We start from the raw sequence: 20,437 nt of genomic DNA, 5'->3' as shown, positions 1-20,437 counted from the left end.
GACGGGCCCAGCACTTGACCGCCGGTTCGGGCATCCGGGGGAGAACTCCGCCGGTGAGCATCGTGGGGGCTGCCTTCCCTCCCGCGTAGCCCGCTGCTCGGATCTCCCCTCGTCCACGACCAGAGCGCCATCAGCACCGCAACCGCGCTGCCGCAAGCACGTACACCGGCTCTTGCGGTGGCCGGGGCGACGAACGGGGCAGCCACCGGGCGCCTCTCCATCACTTCCCCCGACCTTCCAGCGGGTCCCCCCTCCGCACCACCAAGGAGCTCAAAGTGACCGACGCGCCGAAGCCGATCTCCGCCACTCCTGGAGCCGCGCAGGAAGCTGCGGCCCGGCTGACCCTGGACGAGAAGGCCGCCCTGACAACCGGCGCGAGCTGGTGGGACACCGAATCCTTCCCACATGCCGGGATCCCGGGGATACGCCTCTCTGACGGGCCGCACGGACTGCGCCTGCAGGATGACGAGAGGGCCGACCACCTCGGCATCAACGGCAGCGCCCCCGCAACCTGCTTCCCGCCCGCCGTCACGCTGGCGAGCAGCTGGGACGCCGACCTGGCCGAGCGCGTCGGTCGCGCGCTCGGCCGCGAGTGTCTCGCGCACGGCGTGCACGTCCTGCTAGGCCCTGGAATCAACATCAAGCGCAGCCCCCTGTGCGGCCGCAACTTCGAGTACTTCTCCGAAGACCCGCTCCTCAGCGGCGTACTGGGCACAGCCTGGGTCAAGGGCCTGCAGGCCCAGGGCGTCGGCGCCTCCCTCAAGCACTTCGCCGCCAACAACCAGGAGAACGGCCGCATGTCCGTCAGCTCCGACATCGACCCCCGCACGCTGCGCGAGATCTACCTGCCCGCCTTCCGCCGCGTGGTCACCGAGGCCCAACCCTGGACGGTGATGTGCGCCTACAACCGCCTCAACGGCGGCCACTCCTCGGAGAATCACTGGCTCCTCACCGACCTGCTGCGCGACGAATGGGGATACGAAGGCGTCGTCGTCTCGGACTGGGGCGCCGTCCTCGACCGCGCCCGCTCTCTCGCAGCCGGCCTCGACCTGGAGATGCCCTCCTCCTCGGGCCTGGGTCCCGCCCGGCTGGTCGATGCGGTCAACTCCGGTGAACTCGACGAGAAGACCCTGGACGTGAGCACCGCCCGCGTCGCCGAACTGGCTCTGAAGGCAACGGCCCACGCCGTTCCCGATGCCTATTACGACCGGGACGCCCACCACGCCCTGGCCCGCGAGGCAGCCACCCGCGGAGCTGTACTACTGAAGAACGACAACGAATTGCTGCCGCTGGACCCCAGGGCGGACACCCGTATCGCGGTGCTCGGTGAGTTCGCCCGCACACCCCGCTACCAGGGCGCAGGCAGCTCGGAGGTCACCCCCACCCAGCTGGACGACGCACTCACCGCGCTGGCCCTCGCCGCACCCTCCGCCCGAATCGACTTCGCTCCCGGGTTCCCGGTCGACGACCCGGAGGGCGACGTGGCAGCCCTGCAGGAGGAAGCCGTGCGCACCGCGCGGGCAGCAGACGTGGTCCTCCTCTTCCTCGGACTTCCGCCGAGCTTCGAATCCGAGGGCTACGACCGCGATCACCTCGAACTTCCATCCGAACAGACCGAGTTGCTGGCTGCCGTGACAGGGGCCAACCCGAACACGGTCGTGATCCTCGCCAACGGCGGTGTCGTCCGCCTTGCCGACTGGATCGACCGCGTGCCCGCCGTCCTGGAGGGCTGGCTACTCGGCCAGGCCGGCGGCACCGCCACCGCCGACCTCCTCTTCGGAACGGCCAACCCGTCAGGACGCTTGGCCGAAACCATCCCGCTGCGCCTCACCGACACCCCCGCCTACGCCGACTGGCCGGGAGAGAGGGGGCACGCGCGATATGGAGAGGGGATCTTCGTCGGATACCGCCACTACGACACACGCGATCTGGAAGTCTCCTACCCCTTCGGCCACGGGCTTTCGTACACCACCTTCGAGTACACCAATCTGCGGGTGACCCAAGGAGACGCCGGTCTCGACGTCACTGTGTCGATCACCAACACGGGCCCGCGCGCGGGCCACGAAGTCGTGCAGGCATACACGCGTGCTCCCGGCTCACAAATACGTCGACCTGTCAGGGAGTTGCGGGCATTCGCCGCCGTGCTCCTCGCTCCGGCCGAGACCCGCGACGTCACCCTTCACATCGCCCGCTCGGACCTCGCCTACTTCGACATCGGCGCCGACGCCTGGCTCGTCGAAGGACTCGAATACACCATCGAGGTGGGCGCCTCCAGCCGGGACATCCGTGTCACCACGTCCGTCACGATCGAGGGGGACGCGCACGCAGACGCCCTGAACGCCGACTCAACCGTCGGCGAGTGGCGCGCGCACGCCGTCGGTGGGCCCGCCATCGAGCGTCTTCTGGACCGAGTGCGGAAGACCATGGGTGACGCGTACCCGCAGGAGGGCAGTCCCCGGTACCGGATGATCGCCGGAATGAGGCTCAGTCAGCTCGCCAAACTGCCGATCGTGCCGTTGGGCTTTGACGACATCGAAGCTCTCCTCGCGGTCGTTCGGCAGGAGCCTGTGGGGTCCTGGCGCGAAGCCTGACGAGTACGGGGCAGGGGCTGTGAGCTGATCTGCTGCGGTGCGGAGGGCGGTGCCGTCGGTGACCATTGCACCCGTGTTCGTCGACGAGGGGGCCCGGCCGGAGTCACGTGCGTTCCATCGTGTCCGAGGCTGGGGACCGCCGACGAAGAGGGGCCGTGATCGACGCTCCGACCGGTACCTGTCCGACCATGAGCCAGCGTTCACCGCGCCGTGCCTTTGTCAGCCCAGCCTCCTCTGCCAGTGGTGCCCTTGGCGTGCTCCGACGGGACCGGGCACCGCCCCCGAGGAATCACGTGTTGTCTGCTCGAAGCGACGACGAGGTATCCATGGTGCGCGGGAACGCCGGTTTGGCCATCCGGGAAGCGGCCTGGCGCCGTGCACGCACAGGTGACCAGCCCAGGCGGCAGCAGTTCCACCACGGCGGCCGTCCAGTACACCTGCATCGCCTCGCACCGCCGGCCTCGACGTGAACGTCGCCGCGCAGCCGCACCTGGGCATCCTGGTCCCCTACCTCGCCTGCACCGGCCCGAGTGCGGTCACCTCCGCCACCGCGAAGGCATCCCAGCCCGTGTGCCCCTGCGCGACGAACCTGCCCGCCGGGTGAGCCGCCAGTAACGGGACGGAGATCACCCACGGGCTTCAGCAGGTCGGCAGGAGTCAAGGGAGGGTTTCCGGACTGTTCCATGGCTTGGTTGGGTGCTTTGCCGAATTGGCTTCTTCTATCGCTCCTAGCCTTGATCTGCTGCGGTCGAGTGGCCGCGGTGCGTCGCAGCTCCGGGAGGTATCGGTGCCGGGCCGAAAGGGCGGGTCAACGGAGCTGGACCGGTCAGAGCGGCTATGGAGTCTGTTGTCGGGGACGCCCGCGTTGGGTAGCGGGTGCGCTCTGCGCTTTCTGGTACGGGGCTGCTGCCGCGTCTCGTCACCAGTTACCGGCCACACCCCGAAAAGAACACATCCACACACCCACCTGGACAGCTGCCGCTGAGACGAACGGTGCGTCCACCACATCGTAAGCAAGAGGACCACCATGATTGCTTTGGTTGACCCCCTTTCCAGCGGTGTCTTCCTCTCCTCCGCCCTCAGGGAACGCGGCCAGGCCTGCGTGCACCTGTACGAGAAGCGGTTCTCAAAAACGGCCAGAAGCGACGCGAGTGCGCCTGTCCTGATCGCGAGTGAAAACATGGCGGACACGGTAGCCGCCCTGCGCCACCGGGGTATCCAACACATCCTTCCTGCAAGCGAGTTCGGCGTCGCGTTGGCCCATGACCTTGCGGCAGCCCTTGGCCTGGCGCGCAACGAAGACGATACGGCTGCCGCGCGGCGGGACAAGGCTCTGATGGGCGAAGCTCTGCGGAAGGCCGGCGTGCCCTGCGCGGGGCAGGCCGCAGTGGGAACGGTGGAAGACCTGACCAGGGCTCTTCGGCACCTTGGGTTTCCCGTGGTCGTAAAGCCCAGCCAAAGCTCCGGCAGCGACGGTTGCAGGGTGTGCTGGACGGAAACAGAGGCGGTGACACACTTCCTGGACATTCACCAACAGATGAACCTCGTGGGCCTGCCGAACGATAGAACTCTCGTACAGCAATACCTGCAGGGTGAGCAGTACGTGGTGACGACGGTGAGTCTGGACGGCCAGCACGTGGTGTGTGAGGTGGCACGAAATGTCATCGCCGAACTCGACGGCCTTCCGGTGCGCCGGTACAACGTCAGCTGCCCTAGCCTTGGGGCAGCCGAGCGGGAGGTGGTGTCCTACATCCTCGCTTGCCTGGACGCTCTGGGTATCCGTAATGGCGCGGCCAATGCGGACGTGCGCCTCACCCCTGACGGCCCGCGCCTCATCGAGGTCAATGCACGCATCCTGGGACCAGTGCTTCACCCCGATCCCTACTTCGCCGCGTTCGGCAACAGCCAGCAGCACTTACTGGCAGAGAGCCTCGACGACCCAGCGTCGTTCAAGGCCCGTTTCTCCGACGCCTACGCCCCGCCGCAGGTGATGGGCAAGGCGTTCGTGCGTTGCTGGGAGTCCGGAATTCTGGCAGCGGTGCCAGGTCTGTCATCCGTACGTCGGCTCCCGGGATTCCACAGTGTGCAGGGACTGCCGTACGTCGGGCAACCGATCCAGAAGAGCACCCTGACCAAGGGCAAGACAGGGATCGTCTACTTCGTCCATCCCGAGGAGTCCGTGGTCCGGCAGTCTCTCGAGGTGCTGAGCAGGCTGGAGGACGAAGCGGGCCTTTTCCGCGTCGAGCCTGCACAGACCACGGGAAGTGACCGTTCATGAACGACGACGTGTTCTCCTCGCTGGCCACGTGTGATCGCGAGACCACGCAACAGATTGCATCAGTACTGCACTCCCGCAGGCAGGACCCGGATCAGTACCAGATGCTGCAGCGTTTCCTCACGGCCGTCGATGTCACCTCCGGGCCACTGCTGGAGATCGGCTGTGGTTCCGGTGAGCTTCTCGCCGACCTCTGCGACCGGGCGCCCGGCGCCACAGTTGTCGGCATCGACCACAGCGTCGACCTGTTGAGGATGGCCGGCCAATCGAGCGGAACGGCCGGGAACCTCAAGCTCCTGGCAGCCGACGCGTATCGGCTGCCGTTCGCCGATGAGTCGTTCTCGACGGTCCTCATGTACACGTTGCTCAGCCACACTCCGGACATCCGCTCGGTGCTCCAAGAGGCATACAGGGTGTGCCGTCCAGCAGGGCAGATCGCCGTGCTGGACGGCGACTACGCATCGACGGACTTCTCGCTGGGCCCGCATGATCCGTTGAACGCTTGCGTGGCCGCCTGGCGTGCGCAGTACGTCGTGAACACGCACGACCTGCGATGCCTTCCCCGCCTGCTGGAGGCGGCAGGCTTCCAGCTCGTGCAGGCAGGTGCCCACGACTACACCGCTGCGCACTCGGCCTACGCCTACACCATCATCGACCGAGGCGTGGACACGATGCTCGACAGCGGGACGATCGGTAAAGACCTCGCCCGCTCGCTGAAGGACGAAGCACGGCGCAGGGCACACGAGGAAGGGTTCCTCGGCAGCATCACCTACCGCTTCGCGCTGGCTCGCAGGCGCCCATCCGCCGGCACAGCGCCCCCGAAAGCCTAGGAGCTGCGCATGCGTATCTGCATCGTGGGCGGGGGCACGGCCGCGGCCTGTCTCGTCATGGCGCTCGCCCGCGCACTCGGCTCTCGAAACGTTGACCTCGTGATAGTGGAGCCCTCGGACCACCTGTGGCGCGGCAGGGCGTACCGGATGGACCGGGACGAGATCGTGGTGAACGCCCCACCCACCATGATGACGCTGGACCCGAACGATCCAGAGCACGCCCAGCGGTGGCTCGCCCGTCACCCCGGCGAGAGCTGTTCCTCCAACTTGTGGACGCAGGAGAGCTTCCCGCCTCGGCATGTCTACGGCCGCTACCTCGAGGAAACTCTCTCTCAGACCCTGGACGACCTGACGGCCTCCGGCTGGCGTGTCGAATGGCTGCGCCAACGCGTCGTGAGTGTCGCGCTCGACGGTGACAAGACACTGGTCGGCTTGGAGGACGGGGCCACCGTCCCGTGCGACTACGCGGTGCTGTGCGTCGGAGAACCGTCCGGTTACGACCCCTACAAACTCGCGGGTCACCCTTCCTACATCAGCCGTCCCTATCCCGTGGCCTCCACTCTGGACACCATTCATCCGTCGGCCTCCGTGGCCGTCATCGGCTGCGGGCTCACCGCTGTCGACGCCGTCCTGGGACTGCGCGCCCAAAGACATCAGGGGCGGATCACACTGCTCTCCCGTGACGGCATCCTGGCTGCCGTACGCCGCCCACGACAGGTCGGGCGGCCGTCACTGATGACCCCAGAAACCCTTCGGGACCGCCTTGAGCGCTCGTCCTCACCTCTTCGGCTGTCGTCGGTGGCTGCTCTGGCTCGGGCAGAAGCACTTCGCGCCGGGGCCACGCCAAGGCAAATCGCCTCCGAGATGTCCATGGCGGACTGGGGGTTGAGCCGTGTACGCCGACAACTCGCCGACCGGGAACACGTACCCGACGTCGACTGGCTTCAGGTGACCACCTGGGCTCTGATCACCACCGTGCACTATTGGTGGCCGACTCTGCCCCGCAGCGATCGGCAGCAGTTCTTTCGCCGCTACCACCGACTGTGGGCCAGCTTCACCTCCCCCATGCCCGCGGCGACAGCCGGCACACTCGTTGAGATGGCGGACGGTTGTCAGTTGCAAGTCCTGCGCGGCCTTGAGAAGGTCACGCCGGCGAAGCAGGGGTTCCGGGTCACAGCGCTGCACCACATGGTGGAAGCCGACGTTGTGATCGCCGCCGCTACCGCACCACCGGCGGCCCACCCAGCCACGCCCGATGAACTGATGGACTCGCTGATCCGTAACGGGTGCGGACAACAGCACCCGGACGGCGGCTTGCGCGTGCAGCCGGAAACCGGACGGCTCGTCGACCGGAACGGCAGGCCCCAGCCATCGCTTCTTGCCCTGGGCCACCTCACCAGCGGCACCCACTACTACCTGTCCGGCATACCGATGCTCGTATGGCGCAGCGAAGCACTCGCCGCGGCGATCGCCGCCGATTCCTCAACCAGCATGGCATCGTCCCCACCAAGTCTACTTACCCCCTGACCGCACGACTCAGCTTGTCATGCGGTTCTGGCGCGGGCCCACGCCAGTCATTCGCAGCATCGGCGAGTCCGAGGGCTCCGGGTATGGCAGAGAGCTTGTCGCCGCTTGATGGCTGAAAGGACTTGGCCGCTGGTCGCCCACGACGGTCGCAACGGCTCATCGGGATAAGTGACTTGCTCCGGAGCAGCTTCGACAGCGAAGTTGGTCCGCGCAGGTCAGCGGCTCCGGCCGGACCAACTTCGCTGTCAAAGGACAGGTCATTCGAGTCTGTTGCACATTGAGGTGTCGGATACCCAGCGTCTCCGGTCATGCACATGAGCAGCTTCACTTCCGAAGGGGTGGGAGTCCTGGAATGTGTCCCGTCAGCCGCTCATCCGGACCGGGATGCCGATCCTCATCGACGACGACCTGGACTTCGAGGACGCCCTCGGCTCACCTCGCCCCGCCGTGTACGCCAACCAGTGGCTGAGGGAGCTTCCCCTCGAAGGAGCTTCAGCTGTTCGTACGTGGGAGAACAACGCGGGCTGCCTATGCGAGTGGATGACCTTCCTCAAGGAACGCGGCGTCCATCCGCTGCGTGACCGCAAGGAGCTCCGAGCCGCCCTGAGCATGTACGCCGAGTACCGCTTCAACGGGCCCTTGAAGCAGCGATGGGATCACACCACCTGGAACCTGCATGTCGGGATCCTGTCGAGGTCTTATCGGTGAGCTCAAGGCGAGGGCCTGTGCACAGCGGTCCCGTTCAGCTACCGCGCCGGCAAGCAGATCGCGGATTGCGTGCTCGTCGACGTGCAGATCAACCTCGCACGAGAGCGACAGCCCCGGCCGCACGACGATCAAGTACCTCGAGGAGGACTTTGCTGAACTCTTCGTGCGAGCGATCGCAGGCCTGGGGCCGGACGGCGAGCCGGACCGGCGGTACCGGCGGCCCCGTGAAGGGGCACGACGCGAGGTGAACGTCCTCGCCATGGTCTCCCCGGTCGAGGTCAAAGTCGCCAGGCCAGGCCAGGAAGCGGGCAGCGTCGGCGTGTTCGTGGATGTCGGTGATCAGCGATTGCATGCGCCGCCGCACCTTAGTGGTCGGCTCCGAAAGTCCTGCGGGGGTTGACTCCGGAGCCGTTGCCGCGAGGAGCGATTGGTCAGATTTCAGCCATGGCGAGGTAGAGGCTGCAGGCACGGTTCAGGGTTCCCTCTCGGTCACCGGCGAAGCCGCCCGTGGGCAGGATGGTGTCTTCGTACCTGTCGCTGCTGGTGAGGTAAGGGACGAAGCCCCAGGTGCTGGTGGGTTCGGCCCCTCCTTTCGTCGAGGTCTTGGAACCCGCTTGCTCGCGGTGACAGGTGGTGGCGGGCGGAGCGGTATCAGCTTTCAGGCCGCGCCTGCCCCGTTGGGACGGTCGCGGAGAGGGCGTGCAGATCGTCGAAGGCTTGGAGGAGGTGTGCGTCCAAGCTCTGTGAGGGGTCGTCGATCCAGGCTTGGGCGGCGTGGTGGAAGGTGGCCCAGCCGGTTTGTGCGGCCAGGCTGGCCAGCCGGTCGGGGACATCACGCTGACGTAGCGCCTCTGCTACGGCTTCGGTGAGGGCTGCGGCCTTCGCCAAGTCACGTTCTCGCAGGGCTGGCGTCTTGGCGATGACCGCTAGCCGTGGCTCGGAGAACGGGCGGTTGTCCTCAAGGATTCGTCCGGCTTTCCGGAAGGCGCACAGCAGAATGCCGAGTGGCTGCAGGCCATCGGGGGCGTCAGCAACCTCCTGCATCAGCGCGGCGCGCAGGTCGGCTTCGCCGCCGAAGAGCACCTCGCGCTTGTCCGGAAAGTGCCGGAAGAACGTGCGCTCGTTGACGCCTGCCCGGGCGGCGATCTCAGCCGTGGTGGTCCGGTCGAACCCGCGCTCCCGGTACAGCTCCAGAGCCGCCTGCTGAAGGCGGCGGCGCGCTTCTGCTCCGCTTCGTGGCACCCCTTGAAGATACCGCATACGCCAGCGGCTGGCACCACTTGACGCCAGTTACTGGCGCTACATAATGTCAGTCACTGGCGCTACTTAGCGCCAGTGACTGTCGTTGAGTGGGAGGGTTTCGTCGCTGGTGGCAGCGACCCCGACCTTTCGGTCCGAACGCCGTCGAGGCGATCAAGGTCTCCGTTCCGCCTCGCAGGCCCTGACGAGGCGCATGCGACAGGTCGCTGCGCTGCTGCCCTCGAAGGCAGGCCAATCCCGCCTCACCCGCACCGGACCCGTTCAGCGCCCCGGTGCACACACCCACAGAAAGAGCGTTTCATGCATATCTTTGTCACTGGTGGTTCCGGCCAGACCGGCCCCACCGTCGTCGCCGAGCTCCTCGCGGCCGGCCACAACGTCACTGGTCTGGCGCGCTCGGATGCCGCAGCCACCCGGCTGGAGTCGCTGGGCGCCACACCACGCCGCGGCTCCCTGGACGACCACGACAGCCTGCGCCGCGGCGCCAAAGCCGCCGACGGCGTCCTGCACATGGCCTACGGCGGCGACTTCTCCGACCTCGACGACATGATGAGGCGCGACCGGACCGCGATCGAGGCCCTCGGCCAGCCGTTGGAACACTCGGGCAAGCCGCTCGTCATCACCTCAGGCACGCTGGTCATGCCCGCCGGCCGGGAGACCACCGAGAAGGACGAACCCGACGCGGCCGGGATCGCCGCCTTCCGCATCGCGGGCGAGCGAGCCTGTCTGGACTTCGCCGCCCGGGCAGTACGCGCGAGCGTGGTCCGCCTCGCTCCTACCGTCCACGGCCCCGGAGATCACGGCTTCATCCCCATGCTCATCGCCACCGCGCGAAAGACCGGCGTCTCGGCCTACGTCGGCGACGGCACCAACCGGTGGCCCGCAGTACACCGGCTCGACGCCGCGGTCCTGTTCCGCCTGGCCCTGGAGAAGGCCCCTGCGGGGAGCGTGCTGCACGGAGTTGCCGAAAGCGGCGTCACCATGAAGAGCATCGCGCAGACCATCGCCCGGGCCCTGGACCTGCCCACGGTCTCGCTGACCCCCGACGAGGCCGCCGGGCACTACGTCAGCCCATTCATGGCCAGGGTCTACGGCTTCGACGCGCCCGTCTCCAGTGCCCACACACAGGAGCTGCTCGGCTGGTCTCCCACCCATCCGACACTTCTCGATGACCTGGAGCACGGCGACTACTTGGCCACGTCGGCCTCCTGACCCCCTCACACCCATCCGAACTCCCGTCGTCGGTGTCCTTGGGGGCGTCCGGGTCGTGCAGAGGCCGCAGTCCCTGACGGGGACCGACGCTCTGTCCGACAGCCAGTTCGCCGTCACACAGGCCAACCGCCGCGGTGACGGACGCCCAGACCTGCGAGCTGGGGCAGCAGGCGCGGGCGCGGGCGGTCAGCTGGGCGAAGGAGGGACTTGATCGGCTCCGGCACGGGTGGGCATGCGTCCAACCCGCCCGGTCGTCGTGGCGGGGGCACTGCAAGCTCCCGCAGGTAAGATCCACTCCTGCTGATCGGCTTGCCTGCCTTGCCCGTTGCCGCCGCCTGCCCGATATCCCTGACCGCCTCGCAAAGGCAGCGCCTGAAAAAGGCGGCCTTCGGTCACAAGACCCCTCACCAGGCCCGGATCCGGGCGCAGGTGGTGCTGCACGCGGCGCGGGGCCACTCCAACGCCCGGATCGCCCGGGAGACGGGCCTGCACCTGGACACGGTACGTCGGTGGCGAGGCCGGTTCTCCCAGGGCGGCCTGCCGGCCCTGGCCGACGCCAGACGCTCTGGGCGCCCCGCCCGGTTCGCCCCGGTGCAGGTCGCCGAGACCAAGGCCCTGGCCTGCCAGTTACCAGCCGAGACCGGCATCCCGCTGTCGCGCTGGTCATGTCCCGAGCTGGCCGCCGAACTGACCGCACGCGGCATTACCGGCCCCGTCTCTGCGTCCACGTTCGAGGGTGTTCCACTGGGCGCGCAGGAGTACGTCGTCAGCTCTGACGAAAAGACCTCCATCCAGGCCAGCTGCCGCTGCCACCCCACCCTGTCCCCCGGAGCGGCCCGCGCCATGCGGGTGAACCACACCTACGGGCGGGGCGGCGCGCTGGCCTACCTGGCTGCCTACGACGTCCACCGCGCGAAGGTCTTCGGCCGCACCGGCATCGAGCCGTTCATGGCCCTGGTCGCCCAGGTCATGAGCCAGGAGCCCTACGCCAGTGCGAAACGGGTGTTCTGGATCGTCGACAACGGCTCTTCCCACCGCGGCACGAAAGCCGCCGACCGGCTGGCCACGGCGTTCCCGAACGCAGTCCTGGTGCACACCCCCGTCCACGCCTCATGGCTGAACCAGGTGGAGATCTACTTCTCCGTGGTGCAGCGCAAGGTCGTCTCACCCAACGACTTCACCAACCTGACCCAGGTCAGGGACCGGCTCCGAGACTTCGAAGACCGCTACAACGCCACGGCACAGCCGTTCCAGTGGAGGTTCACCACCTCCGAACTGGACGATCTGCTGGCCAGACTCGACCGGCGCACCACCGATCACCAGGAAGAATTCTCCGCCGCCCAGTCAGCCTGATCAACCCCCGACGGACTTCCGGAGCCGACCACTTAGCGACCGGGAACGACACTCACGCGCTCGCCGGCGACCGGGAAAATAATGCCGGTGAGGATCAAGACAGCAAGCGGATGTCGGGGGACTGTGCGCTGGTGGCGAGAGGGTGAGCACAGTGGATGCAGGCTTGGCTCACAGGGCGAACCATGTTGCTCTGGATGCTGAGCGCTTCGGCCTTCTGCGATTCCGGGCAGCGGTATCCCAGGTGCAGCCGAACCCATGGCGTGCGCGTCAACGCGGCCGCCGGCTGGTCCCGCTTGATGTCATGGAACGGCGCCCACCAGTAGTCGACGACAGCCCGGAGCACCGTCCGTTCCCGTTCATCGGTGACGTCGAAGGCGGCAACACGAGCCGCAGCCGGATGCTCCGCTCTCTCACTACCTGAACAAACCGCGCATTCCTCGCCATATCGGAAGTGAGTAGTGCGCCCGCTGCGCTCACAGGTGAAGCAGTCCAAGCTCAGGTCCAGCTTCTTTTGCCAGTGGAGGTTGTGGAAGACCTCACCTCGGAGGGGCACTGTCAGTTCGGCAGTGATCTCAACGGTTCGCAGCACTGTGCGATCCTCGCAGATGGTCGGCTGAGGGGCGCCGAGGCATCGTTCCGGTCTCGCCCAACGGAGCAGCATCGCGGAGCGGTCCGGGCAGGCTCTGTCCGGCGGATCAAGGCGGCATACGCTCCAGAACATGCACAGCACCCTGACGGAGCACGCCTGGTGTCTCTACGGGGACGAGTACCGACCTACGCCGAAGTGCGACGGCGACCGCCAAGAGCACTACTTCGTCGAAGAACTGACCTTCGCTGACGCAGATTCGATCCGCGCCATGCTGCGTGAGCTGAGCCCGCACATGGTCGACGGGCATCTGCCGGTCTGGGTTCGCAACCTGGCCCACCGCCTGGTGCTCCTGCAGCAGCCGGACGAGCCGGCACTGTTGCGAGAGGCCGCCGCCCCCCCCCGGAACCGCGTCAACGGGCCGGGATCGGCTGAGTGAGGTTCACCGGGTTGCCGTCGGGATCCTTAATGTGGGCGACGCGCTGTCCCCACGGCATGTCATTGGGGCCTCCGCCGACCGAGCCGCCGAGCGCCTCCACCCGGGCGAGCGTCTCGTCGACGTCGTCGACACCGATGCTGAGCAGGATCCGCGGCGCCGCCCCGGTACCCGGGTTCTCCTTGGCCACCAGCCCGAGGTCGGTGTCGCCGATGCGCAGGCCGAGGTAGAAGGTGGGGCCTTCCTCCGGCACCCGGAAGATCTCCTCAGCGCCGAACAATTCTTTATAGAAGCCGAGCAGAACCTCCTGGTTGGCAGTCAGGATCACGGGCTGGATGGTGGACATGGCACTCCTGTCGAGAACGGTCGTGTCGCTGGGTAGACCGTTCGAGGACGGGGATCTCATCGGCAAAACCACACCCGCCGGACGATCTGCAACACAGACTGCCGCCCACGGCCAGCACGAGCACCCCGAAACGAGGTCACGCCACCCCGCTGACCAGCCACTTCAAGATGGCGGAGCTCAGTGATTCTCATCGAAGGCTGAGCGATGTTGCGCTGGACCTTGGCGCCCTATTTGGCTTCGCTCGGCTGCTCGGCAGAGCGGGAGCGCCGATGGGCTGCGACTCGTTCGCGGGTCGCGCATCGGCGGGAGCAGTAGCGACGCTCCGGGCCGCTGCCTTGGGTGATGAAGACGTTCTGGCAGGTGGGGGATGCGCAGATCCTGCCTGGCGGACGTTGGCGGTCCCAGACGAGAACGGTCAGGGCCATGCAGGACGAGGCGAGGAGCCACTCGTCCCAGGGGGCGTTGTCCTCGCGGTCGAGGTGAGGGTGCCAGGGAGTGCTGCCGCTGTGTGAGGTCAGGCGGAGCGGTCCGGTGCGGTCCGTCAAAAGCTGGTTGAGGGTGGCCGCGGCGTCACCGGCATGCTCGGCGGCGAAGACTAGCCGCAGCAGGGACGCAGCCGCCTGCATCTCTGCGATATCGCGGGTGGTGAGGTCGACGGGGTCGGTCTCACCGTATGCGCGGAGCACGTCGGCGACGTCAGCTGGGTCGGGGCAGCTGTCAGCCAGGACGTTGATCAGGGCGGCGGTGCGCCGGGCTGTGGTCAACACGGAGTGCCGGGTGGACCAATCGTCGCTGTGGAATGACACCTGTGGAATGTAACGCATCTTGCGAAGGTTCCAGTTACCTTCGTAACGTCCTGATGATGGGAAAGCGTTACTCACTCCGCTTCTATCTCGTCGGAGCAGTGGCAGCCCGTGCCGGGGACGAGATGTCAGGACCGGCGTTGATGCTGGCAGCATTTGCTTTGACCGGATCGACCATCGCCGCGTCGTCGCTGCTCTCGGGCCTCACGATCTCTGCCGCGGTAGGGGGGCCGATGCTCGGGGCGCTCCTTGACAGAGCAGATCGGCCGGGACGCCTGCTGGCTGGGGTCCTCGTCACATATGCGGTGGGGCTGGGGATGATTCTTGGGGGACTAGGGCGGTGGCCGTTCGCTGTCACGATCTTGATCGCAGCGGTGACAGGGCTGCTGGGGCCCGCCCTGTCGGGCGGATGGACGGCCCAACTTCCGCGTGTGGTGGTGGGTGACCACCTGCCTCGGGCGAATGCGCTCGATGCCATGACGTTCAATATGGCGAGTCTGGCTGGTCCGGCTCTCGCTGGCGGCGTGGCAGAGGCGCTGGGCGCCCCGATGGCCGTGGTGGTCTCTGTAGTGCTCATCGCCTTGGCGCTGCCCGCCGCGTGGATGTTGCCCGCCCGTCCCGATCGAGTGCTGGGAGTGCAGGCAACTTCGGTGACCAGCGACCTTGTTGCCGGAGTTCGGGTCATCATCGGAAGACCGTCCTTGGCCCGAGCCACTCTCACCTCGACCGTCTCCTGCATCGCCCAGGGAATGCTGATGGCGTGCATCCCGCTCCTCGGCGAACGTGTTCTGGGCGGGGCCAGTCGCGGCGCGGTGCTGCTCTCCTGCGTGGCGATCTCAGCTTTGGTGGCCAACGTCGCACTCGCTCGGTTTCCGCGTTCGGTCGCCCCCGACACGATCATCTGGGCCAGCGCCCTTGTCCAGGCTGCCGCGCTGGCGTTGGCCGCGTGGGGTGAACCAGTCGTACTCATCGTGGCCGTACTCATAGCGGGGGTCGGTGAGGGACCTCAGTTGGCCGCCTTGTTCGCAGTCCGCCACCGAGATGCCCCAGATCACCTGCGAGGCCAAATCTTCACCACCGGCGCCAGCCTGAAGATCACCGGATTCGCCCTGGGGTCAGCAGTCGCCGGACCAGTCGCGTCTTGGTCTCTTCCAGACACTTTGGCACTCGCAGCGAGCGTGGCGGTCCTCGCAGCACTGGTCTTCTTCGTGATCCCGTCGGCAACCGCCAACTCGTCCGAGGACAGCACGATGTCGAAGTTGTGCGATTCTCAGCGAAGGTGGAGTGATTGCTTTCGGCTGCTACACGAGGATCGAAGTACGGGCGGCGGTCAGGTGCGCCCATCTCTGGGCGCACCGGCCCTTCCGGCCCGCTGTAGGTTCGCGCGGTTCGTGTCCTGTTCAGAGGCTGTGAGCTGCGGCTGGCCCGAAGGAGGCGATCCATAGGACATCGCCGCTCTCCCTGGAATCTGACGTCCGCGCCTGGGCAAAGCCGGTGGAACGAGAACTCGACCCCCGCTCACCTGGACCGAAACAGCCGGACAGATCCTCGACTCCCTCGCCGGCTCCTGCCAACGGCTCTCCGGCGCAGGAGACCAGCAGGACCCTGTCAGGTCGCTCCGGCTCTTGAGTTTTGGATGGTGGTGGGTGGTGACGTCATGGGGCAGCCCCGTGCTGCCGTAGCCGCACGGGGCTGCCCGGGCGCTTCAGCTGAGTTGTGCCTCAGCGAAAAGCGGCGATGTTACGGGCGACCCAGTCGTTGAAACGGCGCGGAGCGCGACCGAGGACTCGTTCCACGTCCGAGCTGATCCGCAGTTCGGCGGGGTTCGGGGCGGAGATGATGTCCAGGGTGTCGTCGGCGAGCTCCGGCGGCACGAACCGGGTCATCGCGGCCTTGGCCTCCTCACGGGTGAGTTCATGGAACCGCACCGGCGAGCCGAGCGCGGCGGCGATGGCCTCCGCCTGCTGACGGGGCGTGATTACCTCGGGCCCGGTCAGCTCGAAGATTCCGCCGGTGTGCCGGTCGTCCAGCAGGCAGGCCGCCGCAACCTCGGCGATGTCCGCCGGGTCGACGATCGGAACCCCGACATCGCCGAAGGGTGCGGCGACTGTCCCTTCCGTGCGGACGGACTCCGCCCACGCCACGGCGTTGGAGGCGAAGCCGCCCGGTCGTAGGACGGCCCAGTCCAGGCCGGACTCTCTCAGCGCGTCCTCCACCGCGCGCATCGCGATCCGCGACGGGCCGAGCGGCCTGGTCGCCACGCCCTGCGAAGACAGCAGGACGACTCGGCGGACCCCGCTGGCAGCGGCCAGGTCGATGATGTCGGTCGGCATGGCTTCGGGGGCGTGCAGGTCGCCGGACAGTAGGAGGAACAGCGCCTTCGCCCCGTCCAAAGCGGGGGTGAGGCCCTGCGGCTCGGCCAAGTCCGCGGGCACGTGCCGGACCCCGTCCGGCATTGCTGCCGCGTGCCGTGAAACTGCCGTCACCTGCTCGCCCGCGTTGGCCAGGGCCTGCGTCAAAGGCCGGCCCACATTTCCCGTAGCTCCGGTCACCACGATCATGTTCAGCTCCTAGTCCGTTGTGCACTGCGGCAATTGACGCTAGGAGGCAGGCTTACTTTTCGTAAGAACATACCCAGAGGTAAGCTCCGGACATGAGGGAAGGCGCGCAGCTGACGCAGGCCGAGGCGGGCAATCGGTATGAGGTGTTTCACACCGACTGCCCTGCGCGCGACGTGGTCGACCACGTGACCAGCAGGTGGGGTATCTGGGTGCTGATCTCCTTGCGGAGCACCGACCTTCGGTTCTACGAGCTGCGCGACAGCATCCAGGGCATCAGCGAGAAGATGCTCGCTCAGACACTGCGCGCACTGGTCCAGGACGACCTGGTCTGGCGGAAGGTCGAGCCGACGACGCCACCCCAAGTCACCTACGGGCTGACTGAGTTCGGCAGGGACGTCGGTGCGCCACTGACGGACTTGTTCGACCGGATCACACAGCGGCTCGCAGCCGGCGGGGCGTCCGCCACGGAGCGGCTGAGCGCAACAGGTCAAGCGAAGCGGCTGACCACCCCAGGCCCTCAACGGCTTCGTCATCTCGACGACGAACACTGACCGTGTGAGCAGGAAGGGTTCATGCGTACCCCCAGCACGGACCAGTGGCAGAAAGGCCGCGCCACCAAGACACTGTCCATGGAGGACCTGTCCTACGTGTGGCCGCGCGACCGCCACCCGCTACGACAGAACCCGCGAGTCCTACGAGGCAGCGGTGCACGTTGGGTGGGACCAGCACCTCTATGGCGGCAGCAGCCGGCCCTGCCACCCGACGGAGCAGAGGTGTCGATGGACACCGAGGTAGAGCTGCTGCGGCTCATGCTGCGGGACAGTGGTGCCTGGTTGGCGCCTGGTGCCGACTGGAGGCGGAGGGGGCGTTCGCTGGCGTCGTGGCCGTGCCGAAGTCCCAGCAGGTCCACGGCCCGCGCATCGACCACCGCCGCGCATCGACCACCTCATCGGCCAGGCCCCGCCCGATGCCAGGCAGCGGCTTTCCGCAGGAGACGGCGCCAAGGGCGAGCGCTTCTACGACTGGGCCGCAGCCCGCCTGCCAGCTGTGCGAGTTCGACGGCGACGAGCCCAGCCACAACGCTGGATGCTGGCCCGCCGCAGCATCGCCGGCCCGACGAACTCGCCTACTACTTCGCCAGCGCACCCCTGGACGCCACCGTCGCCGACCTCGTACGTATCGCCGGCTGCCGCTGAAAGGTCGAGGAATGCTTCCAGAGCGCGAAGAACGAATGCGGCCTGGACCGAGGTGCGCTTCTTGGCGATCTTCCCGTCGATCACGTCGACCAGCTCGACGACGGTCATCGACCACGGGTTTCCGGCAAGGTCGGTGCCGTCGTTCGTGGCCTCGACGACGACGCGGGTCGGGCCGTCCGCGTAGAACTTGAACGATGAGTGGTCGGCGGAGGTGTAGCCGCACAGCTCGTGGAGGCGATGACGACCTACCGCGATCTCCGTGGGCCCCACATAGGCCCCGCCGTGTGGCGCGTCCAGGTTCAGCTGGATTTCCCTTTCGTCCTTGAAAGGACGTCGCTGAGCGTGACGTCGGTGCCGGACACGCGGCGCTGCACCGTCTGCAGGTGTTCGAGGGTGGGCTGCTGCGATCGGCCGAAGGCGCCGCAGTCGCGATGTCAGCGGCCGGGGTGGGGCGTTGGCCGAAGCCGCGCGCAGGGTGGCGATGTGGGCGCGGACCATCTGGTAGGTGACGGGTACGTTGTCGGCGAGGAGTTCTCGGTGGAGGTGGATGGCGCTGGTGCATCCTGCGGCGAAACGGCGCTCACGGTAGGGCTTGTAGGGGGCCAGCCTGCTGGGGCGGGGCCGGTTGTCGCGCATGGTGTCCTGCCAGCGTGCGGCGTTTACGTACCGGAGCACAGTGTCGATCTCCCAGCCCAGGTGCCGGGAGATCGCCCGGCGTGAGTGACCTTGAGTAAAGAGCTCGTGGACCAGGGCATGCGCTGCCTTCGTCCGCTCGGCCCGCCGGCGGGCACCGAGTCGCCCTGCGGCCGACGGGAGGCCGGTCCGGCGGCCTCCCGGCACCATGCCGCTGGGCGAAGGATTGCTCAGGCAGTCGCGGTGGGCGGCGACGCACGTCTCCACGGCTCGGCCGAGGCCAGCCACAGATGGAAGCGGTCGGTGACCTGCAGAGCTAGGCGCCCGCTCGGTCCCGGCAGATGATCTCTCACGCCGGGGTGACCGGCCAGCCAGACGGCCAGTGGCCCGGCTTCACGCGTCGGGAGTACCCGGTATCGACCACGCGTTGGTCTTCGACGCTGGTCAAGACGGTGGAGTAGATCTGACCGCGACGGATCGCGAAGTCGTCCACGCCCAGCACACGCGGTGCACTGAATTGCGGATGAGGCAGTGCCATGACATGGGGACGGCTCCTCACAGGGGTTTCGACGGAGCGCGGAGATTCGGCGGGGCCTGTCATACGGGGGTGCCGGTGGGGTCAGACGGTCTGGCCGCCGTCGACGACGAGGGCGGCGCCGGTGGTGAAGGCGGCGTCGGTAGAGCACAGCCAGAGCACGGCGGAGGCGATCTCTTCGGGTTTGCCGAGACGGCCGACGGGTTCGTCGGCGATGAGTCCTTCCCTGCCGCCGGGCCGGGTGTCGCCGAAGCGGCGGATCATCTCGGTGTCGATGATGCCCGGACAGACGGCGTTGACTCGGATGCCCTGGGCGGCGTGGTCGAGCGCGGCAGAGCGGGTGAAGCCGATGATCCCGTGCTTGGCGGCGGCGTAGGCGGCCTGGCCCTTGAAGCCCTTGACGCCGGCGCCGGAGGAGACGTTGACGATCGCGCCGCCGCCGTCCTGCCGGAGCATCTGCCGGATCTGGGCGCGGGTGCACAGGAACGCTCCGGTGAGGCTGACGCCGAGAATGCGGTCCCAGTCCTCCTTGGCGGTGTCGGCGGCCGGCTGGACGGGCTGCTCGACACCGGCATTGTTGAAGGCCGCGTCCAGGCTCCCGAAGCGTTCGACGGTCTGGTCGACCGCGGCCTGGACGTCTTCCTCGCGGGTGACGTCGCAGGTGAGGGCGAGGGCTTCGCCGCCGTTTGCCTCGATGAGGCGGGCGGTCTCTCGCAGGCCGTCGGCGGACAGGTCGGCGAGGGCGACCCGTGCGCCCGCGCGGGCGAAGGCGAGGGCGGTGGCCCGGCCGATACCGGAGGCAGCGCCGGTGACGAACGCGGTCCTGTCGTGGAAGTCGTAGGTGGTGCTCACGCGTGTTCTCCCATCGGAAGGCGGGCCGCCGAGGAGGGGCCCGGTGGGTGGGTCAGCGCCGTGAGGGCGCCGGTGCGGTGGTGCCGTCTGGTACGCGGGCAGGGCACTGGGCCACGCCCCGGTTCGCATTGCGGATACGGGCAGGAGGCTTGGGTATTCGCCCAAGTCAGGGGTCAGGAGGCGGCTTCGATGGTGATGCGCGTCGCCCGGCCGAGCTGGTCGGCGCTGACGTCGAGGTGGCCGAGGATGAGCAGGTGGGCGGAGGGGGCGGGCCCGTCCTGGTAGAAGAGGGCCAGGTTGCCCCAGGGCGCGTAGTAGGCGATGTCGCCGACCTTGGCCGCGGCCGGTTCGGGGGCGCCGGAGGTGTCCAGCTTGCGCGGCAGGTCGGCGACCCGCTCCGTGCTGTGGAAGCCCTTCAGGTCCAGGGTGAGCGGGAGCAGTTCGGTGAAGTCGCGGGCGGCAGGGCTGTTGTTCATGGTGGCCTCGACCGGGTGGCCGTCAAGGGTGACCCGGATGCCCATGGCAGTGCTCCTCTCGGAGGTGGATGGCGGGGTGGTGGCTGCCGTCTCCTGCTGACCTGGGGACGCGGAAGTGGAAGACGCGAAGACGGAGGACGTGGCGGCCGAGGTGGCTTCCTGCGCGTCGCTGGAGCAGGCGGTCACGTCCAGCAGCAGGGCGGCTGTCGGAGCGACGCGGACCAGACGGCGGCGAACTGCCCTGTTCATGAGGGGCG

General features: G+C 67.6%; 20 protein-coding genes. 11 read left to right on the top strand and 9 right to left on the bottom strand.

The window, feature by feature from the left end; all coding sequences use genetic code 11:
* The first annotated feature begins 275 nt into the window (after positions 1–275).
* The 6 genes from SH922_RS00400 (at position 276) to SH922_RS00375 (ending at position 7,931) form a co-directional block, all read left to right on the top strand.
* On the top strand, positions 276–2,591 hold the full coding sequence (locus SH922_RS00400; RefSeq protein WP_393053138.1) for a beta-glucosidase: 2,316 nt from the start codon (positions 276–278) through the stop codon (positions 2,589–2,591).
* Between the two features lie 466 nt (positions 2,592–3,057).
* On the top strand, positions 3,058–3,195 hold the full coding sequence (locus SH922_RS00395; protein WP_393053136.1) for a hypothetical protein: 138 nt from the start codon (positions 3,058–3,060) through the stop codon (positions 3,193–3,195).
* A gap of 423 nt (positions 3,196–3,618) precedes the next feature.
* Positions 3,619–4,869 carry an ATP-grasp domain-containing protein gene (locus SH922_RS00390; protein WP_393053133.1) on the top strand — a complete coding sequence of 417 codons (1,251 nt, stop codon included), beginning with the start codon at positions 3,619–3,621 and terminating at the stop codon, positions 4,867–4,869.
* Entirely contained in the window at positions 4,866–5,696 is an 831-nt protein-coding gene (locus tag SH922_RS00385) for a methyltransferase domain-containing protein (RefSeq protein ID WP_393053130.1), read from the top strand. The genes SH922_RS00390 and SH922_RS00385 overlap by 4 nt, the downstream gene beginning before the upstream one ends.
* A gap of 9 nt (positions 5,697–5,705) precedes the next feature.
* On the top strand, positions 5,706–7,223 hold the full coding sequence (locus SH922_RS00380; RefSeq protein WP_393053128.1) for an FAD/NAD(P)-binding protein: 1,518 nt from the start codon (positions 5,706–5,708) through the stop codon (positions 7,221–7,223).
* Positions 7,224–7,577: 354 nt separating this feature from the next.
* Positions 7,578–7,931, top strand: a complete 354-nt coding sequence (locus SH922_RS00375) for a hypothetical protein (protein WP_393053125.1) — start codon at positions 7,578–7,580, stop codon at positions 7,929–7,931.
* An 88-nt stretch (positions 7,932–8,019) separates the two neighbouring features.
* Here SH922_RS00375 and SH922_RS00370 read toward each other — a convergent pair whose 3' ends face one another.
* The gene (locus SH922_RS00370; protein ID WP_393053123.1) at positions 8,020–8,283 is read right to left on the bottom strand and encodes a hypothetical protein; all 264 of its coding nucleotides are present in this window, start codon (positions 8,281–8,283) and stop codon (positions 8,020–8,022) included.
* Positions 8,284–8,582: 299 nt separating this feature from the next.
* Positions 8,583–9,173 carry a TetR family transcriptional regulator gene (locus SH922_RS00365; RefSeq protein ID WP_393053120.1) on the bottom strand — a complete coding sequence of 197 codons (591 nt, stop codon included), beginning with the start codon at positions 9,171–9,173 and terminating at the stop codon, positions 8,583–8,585.
* A 318-nt stretch (positions 9,174–9,491) separates the two neighbouring features.
* Here SH922_RS00365 and SH922_RS00360 point away from each other — a divergent pair, with 318 nt between their 5' ends.
* Together SH922_RS00360 and SH922_RS00355 are read left to right on the top strand one after the other, a co-directional pair.
* Positions 9,492–10,403 carry an SDR family oxidoreductase gene (locus SH922_RS00360; protein ID WP_393053117.1) on the top strand — a complete coding sequence of 304 codons (912 nt, stop codon included), beginning with the start codon at positions 9,492–9,494 and terminating at the stop codon, positions 10,401–10,403.
* Positions 10,404–10,712: 309 nt separating this feature from the next.
* A complete protein-coding gene (locus tag SH922_RS00355; protein ID WP_393053114.1) occupies positions 10,713–11,756 on the top strand; it encodes a helix-turn-helix domain-containing protein in 1,044 nt (347 codons plus the stop codon).
* Positions 11,757–11,850: 94 nt separating this feature from the next.
* Here SH922_RS00355 and SH922_RS00350 read toward each other — a convergent pair whose 3' ends face one another.
* Positions 11,851–12,345, bottom strand: a complete 495-nt coding sequence (locus tag SH922_RS00350; RefSeq protein ID WP_393053111.1) for a hypothetical protein — start codon at positions 12,343–12,345, stop codon at positions 11,851–11,853.
* 130 nt (positions 12,346–12,475) lie between these two features.
* On the opposite strand from SH922_RS00350, the gene SH922_RS00345 reads away from it, so the two are divergent.
* Positions 12,476–12,781 (top strand): hypothetical protein, encoded by a 306-nt coding sequence (locus tag SH922_RS00345; RefSeq protein ID WP_393053108.1) that lies wholly within the window; start codon positions 12,476–12,478, stop codon positions 12,779–12,781.
* On the opposite strand, the gene SH922_RS00340 is transcribed toward SH922_RS00345, so the two are convergent.
* Both SH922_RS00340 and SH922_RS00335 read right to left on the bottom strand, forming a co-directional pair.
* The gene (locus tag SH922_RS00340) at positions 12,756–13,124 is read right to left on the bottom strand and encodes a VOC family protein (protein ID WP_393053105.1); all 369 of its coding nucleotides are present in this window, start codon (positions 13,122–13,124) and stop codon (positions 12,756–12,758) included. The two genes, SH922_RS00345 and SH922_RS00340, sit on opposite strands and share 26 nt — an antisense overlap.
* 227 nt (positions 13,125–13,351) lie before the next feature.
* Complete coding sequence (locus SH922_RS00335) at positions 13,352–13,948, bottom strand: CGNR zinc finger domain-containing protein (protein WP_393053102.1); 597 nt, start codon at positions 13,946–13,948, stop codon at positions 13,352–13,354.
* Between SH922_RS00335 and SH922_RS00330 the strand changes: the two genes are divergently transcribed.
* Complete coding sequence (locus SH922_RS00330) at positions 13,933–15,372, top strand: MFS transporter (RefSeq protein ID WP_393053099.1); 1,440 nt, start codon at positions 13,933–13,935, stop codon at positions 15,370–15,372. The genes SH922_RS00335 and SH922_RS00330 overlap by 16 nt on opposite strands.
* 276 nt (positions 15,373–15,648) lie before the next feature.
* On the opposite strand, the gene SH922_RS00325 is transcribed toward SH922_RS00330, so the two are convergent.
* Positions 15,649–16,488: an SDR family oxidoreductase gene (locus SH922_RS00325; RefSeq protein ID WP_393053096.1), complete on the bottom strand. Its 840-nt coding sequence runs from the start codon at positions 16,486–16,488 to the stop codon at positions 15,649–15,651.
* A gap of 92 nt (positions 16,489–16,580) precedes the next feature.
* Between SH922_RS00325 and SH922_RS00320 the strand changes: the two genes are divergently transcribed.
* Positions 16,581–17,039, top strand: a complete 459-nt coding sequence (locus SH922_RS00320; RefSeq protein ID WP_393053093.1) for a winged helix-turn-helix transcriptional regulator — start codon at positions 16,581–16,583, stop codon at positions 17,037–17,039.
* Positions 17,040–17,504: 465 nt separating this feature from the next.
* Here the strand turns inward: SH922_RS00320 and SH922_RS00315 are convergent, their stop codons facing one another.
* From SH922_RS00315 to SH922_RS00305, 3 genes are all read right to left on the bottom strand, one after another.
* Complete coding sequence (locus tag SH922_RS00315; protein ID WP_393053090.1) at positions 17,505–18,359, bottom strand: hypothetical protein; 855 nt, start codon at positions 18,357–18,359, stop codon at positions 17,505–17,507.
* A gap of 577 nt (positions 18,360–18,936) precedes the next feature.
* Positions 18,937–19,704 (bottom strand): glucose 1-dehydrogenase, encoded by a 768-nt coding sequence (locus SH922_RS00310; RefSeq protein WP_393053087.1) that lies wholly within the window; start codon positions 19,702–19,704, stop codon positions 18,937–18,939.
* A gap of 173 nt (positions 19,705–19,877) precedes the next feature.
* Positions 19,878–20,429 carry a cyclophilin-like fold protein gene (locus SH922_RS00305; RefSeq protein ID WP_393053084.1) on the bottom strand — a complete coding sequence of 184 codons (552 nt, stop codon included), beginning with the start codon at positions 20,427–20,429 and terminating at the stop codon, positions 19,878–19,880.
* Positions 20,430–20,437: the final 8 nt, after the last annotated feature.

This window comes from Streptomyces sp. LN549 (assembly GCF_043203805.1).
GTDB lineage: Bacteria > Actinomycetota > Actinomycetes > Streptomycetales > Streptomycetaceae > Streptomyces.
The sequence above is the reverse complement of the archived record's forward strand: the minus strand, read 5'-3'. Positions and strand labels throughout refer to the sequence as shown.